Source organism: Lachnospira sp. (assembly GCF_016290755.1).
Lineage (GTDB): Bacteria > Bacillota > Clostridia > Lachnospirales > Lachnospiraceae > Lachnospira > Lachnospira multipara.
In genome coordinates this window covers 1-3033 of the sequence record NZ_JAEEVD010000098.1, presented here as the reverse complement: position 1 = coordinate 3033, position 3033 = coordinate 1, and the positions used below count along the sequence as shown (strand labels likewise).

At 34.5% G+C, this 3033-nt stretch carries 2 protein-coding genes; both read left to right on the top strand.

Annotated features, from left to right (window positions below):
* The first annotated feature begins 387 nt into the window (after window positions 1–387).
* Window positions 388–1827 (top strand): ATP-binding protein, encoded by a 1440-nt coding sequence (locus QVA17_RS12370; protein ID WP_287389302.1) that lies wholly within the window; start codon window positions 388–390, stop codon window positions 1825–1827.
* A gap of 77 nt (window positions 1828–1904) precedes the next feature.
* A complete protein-coding gene (locus tag QVA17_RS12365) occupies window positions 1905–2942 on the top strand; it encodes a hypothetical protein (protein WP_287389301.1) in 1038 nt (345 codons plus the stop codon).
* The last annotated feature ends 91 nt before the right edge of the window (window positions 2943–3033 follow it).

Genomic DNA, 3033 nt, shown 5'->3' with positions numbered 1-3033 from the left:
AGTAGCCCTGAGCTTTCTACCGTACGCAGCAGGTAAACAGCAACTCGTCCTAGAAATGCCACAAACACAGCACTTAGGACATTGAAAAAGTTCTCAAAGAGATAATCGTTTTACAACGTATTACGTCTTTGGACAATCATATACGATTTATTACACCTCAGGGCAACTGTCCTGGGGTGTTTCATTATGTAAATCTATAAAAATGTAGAATTCTACATTTTTATAGATTTAATGTATTACCTTAAAGGAACTCAAATTATTTGAGTTCCTTTTTTAGTTATCAGAACTAATTTAAGATTTTGTTTTAGTTGTTACTCAAAAAATTTTAGTTCATTGACTTAACTTAAATATAGTATTAAAATATAAAAAGAGATTGGAGGAACTAAAATGACAACTGAAGAATTAATTGAAAAATTAGAGTTGATACAGAAACTAAAATGCGAAACACCAACATTAGAAATAAAAAGTGCAGAAAAAGGATGTCCCAAGCATCTTTATGATTCATTGTCAAGTTTCTCTAATCAAGATGATGGTGGAGTGATTGTATTTGGTGTGGATGAGGAACAAGATTTTAAAGAAGTAGGAGTATATGATCCGCAGGATATACAAAAGAAAATTAATGAACAATGTCTACAAATGGAGCCTGTTGTTAGACCATTACTTACTGTGGCGGAAAAAAACGGACTTTTTTTTGTGGCAGCAGAGATACCAGGTGCAGATATTACAGAAAGACCAGTATTTTATCAGGGTAGAGGTAGAGTAAAAGGTTCATTCGTTCGAGTGGGCGATAGCGACGAACCTATGACGGAATACGAGGTATATAGCTACGAAGCCTATAGAAAAAAGTATCAAGATGACATTAGAGTTATTGAGAGGGCTACTTTTGCAGCGTTAAATCAAGAATCAATCTTAAATTATATTGAATTACTAAAAATTGGAAAACCTAAGCTGGCAGCAATTCCTGATGATGAAATATATGAGTTAATGAGTATCAAGAGGAATGATCAAATTACACTGAGTACAGTAATGAACTTCAGCCCATATCCACAGGCATATTTTCCGCAACTATGCATCGTTGCAACAGTTGTTCCAGGTAAAGAAATGGGAGAAATAGGAGAGCAGGGCGAGAGATTTTTGGATAATCAACGTATAGAGGGAAATATCCAGGAAATGCTGGATGGTGCTATGCAATTTGTAAACAGGAACATGCATACAAAAACGATTATAGATCCAAATACCGGAAAACGAGAAGACCGAACTGATTATCCGATTACAGCTTTAAGAGAATCTATTCTTAACGCTTTGGTTCATCGTGATTATAGTGTTCATACTGAAGGAATGCCCATACAAATAACGATGTATGAAGACAGAATCGAGATTAGGAACCCTGGCGGCTTATATGGAAGAATCAAGATAGACCAGTTAGGGAAAGTTCAACCAGATACTCGCAATCCAATAATAGCAACTGAACTGGAAGTGTTGAAAGTAACAGAGAACAGATACTCTGGAATTCCGACAATTAGAAGAGCAATGCATGAATATGGACTGCCACAGCCAGAGTTTTTAGAGGAGAGAGGTAGCTTTATTGTAAAGCTGTATAAGTATGGAGAAAACACATTGTCTATTCAGAATGAAATTAGTAAAAACAATGAATTGATTTTGTTTTGTAAGATTCCGAGGACACGAAATGAGATATGTGAGTTTTTAGGACTAAGTTCTGTTACTTATGCCATTCAGACTCATGTGATGCCATTAGTGGAACAAGGCCTTATAAAGTTGAGCATTCCGGATAAGCCAAAGAGCCCAAAGCAATTATTCTATAGTTAATATATGTATAAACTTAAAGTCAATAAGATTTGAATTATTAAAGCATACAAATCATATAAACTTAAAGGAGTGTTCACATGCTTAAGGAATATGAGTATGGTATAAACAACGGGATGGGCTTGTACTTTATAGATGCTAATTTATTGGTCGCTCTGGGGAATTATTATTATAAAGCAAAATGCAAACCTTTTGAAATCACGTCTGAGGTCGTTGAATTTTTATTAAGAGCTCGTAAGTATGGAATTCAAAACCAGTTTTCTTTGATCGAACTTTGCTACGATTACAACACTAATACTCTTAATAGTTCCTTGATGCAAAAGATAATGATAGCTTATGATTATCTAATCATGCAAATGGGAGAGAGCGAGATTAGAAGTCATAAGGGTGCATTAGAACCAGATATCGTAAATAACGAGAGACGCACAAGAAGTTTTAGCAGTATTTTTGAATGTAAATTGCCAGATTTCCTATTTGAAAATGATTATATGGGTTTAAAAAATGCATTTTATGGCATTTATTTATATATGTTGAAAGTGTATTTGCTTTACAGTGATAAAAGAATAGAACCCATAGAAAAAATAAAGAGTCTATTCTCTTATATGGTAAATGATGTTGATGTGATTCTAGCTAACGAGTTTTTTACCGCTAGCATGTTGTTTATTGGAGAAAATGCAGAAAAAGATATTGTTATGAAGATATTGAAACCTCGCGAAAATCCCGAATTGCAACACATATTGAATGCAACGATTGATGTTTTTCAAGTTAAAATAGCTGAGATTTTTGCTCAGATGTTTGAGCTTAATAAAAAGCCTTGTTTTGTGAGATTTGCTACGCTTGATAAGCCACTTCAGGATTACATAGAGCATGTCGCTCAATATAATACTACTATATCTCCCAATATGATATCTTCGCTCAATTCATATAACGTCAAGATAAGCGGAAAATACAGAGAAGAGTGGACAAAATTCTATAATGAAACGGTTGAACCCACAATGCGGAAGCGTTTCTTTGAAGCTCACCTTAAACATCAATCTTTTGGTGTTTGTGATACTGAAAAAATTTACCGTGAGATAATTAATCTTGAAAACCGGGTTTTAAAAGTAGTAAAAAACTAATATAAAGTTGCCGCCAGCAGCATACAGTAGCCCTGAGCTTTCTACCGTACGCAGCAGGTAAACAGCAACTCACACTAGAAATGCCAAAAAC

Bases quoted from the DNA above. Each gene is read 5' to 3' on its own strand.
- QVA17_RS12370 (WP_287389302.1), top strand. From the start codon at position 388: ATGACAACTGAAGAATTAATTGAAAAATTAGAGTTGATACAGAAACTA.
- QVA17_RS12365 (WP_287389301.1), top strand. From the start codon at position 1,905: ATGCTTAAGGAATATGAGTATGGTATAAACAACGGGATGGGCTTGTAC.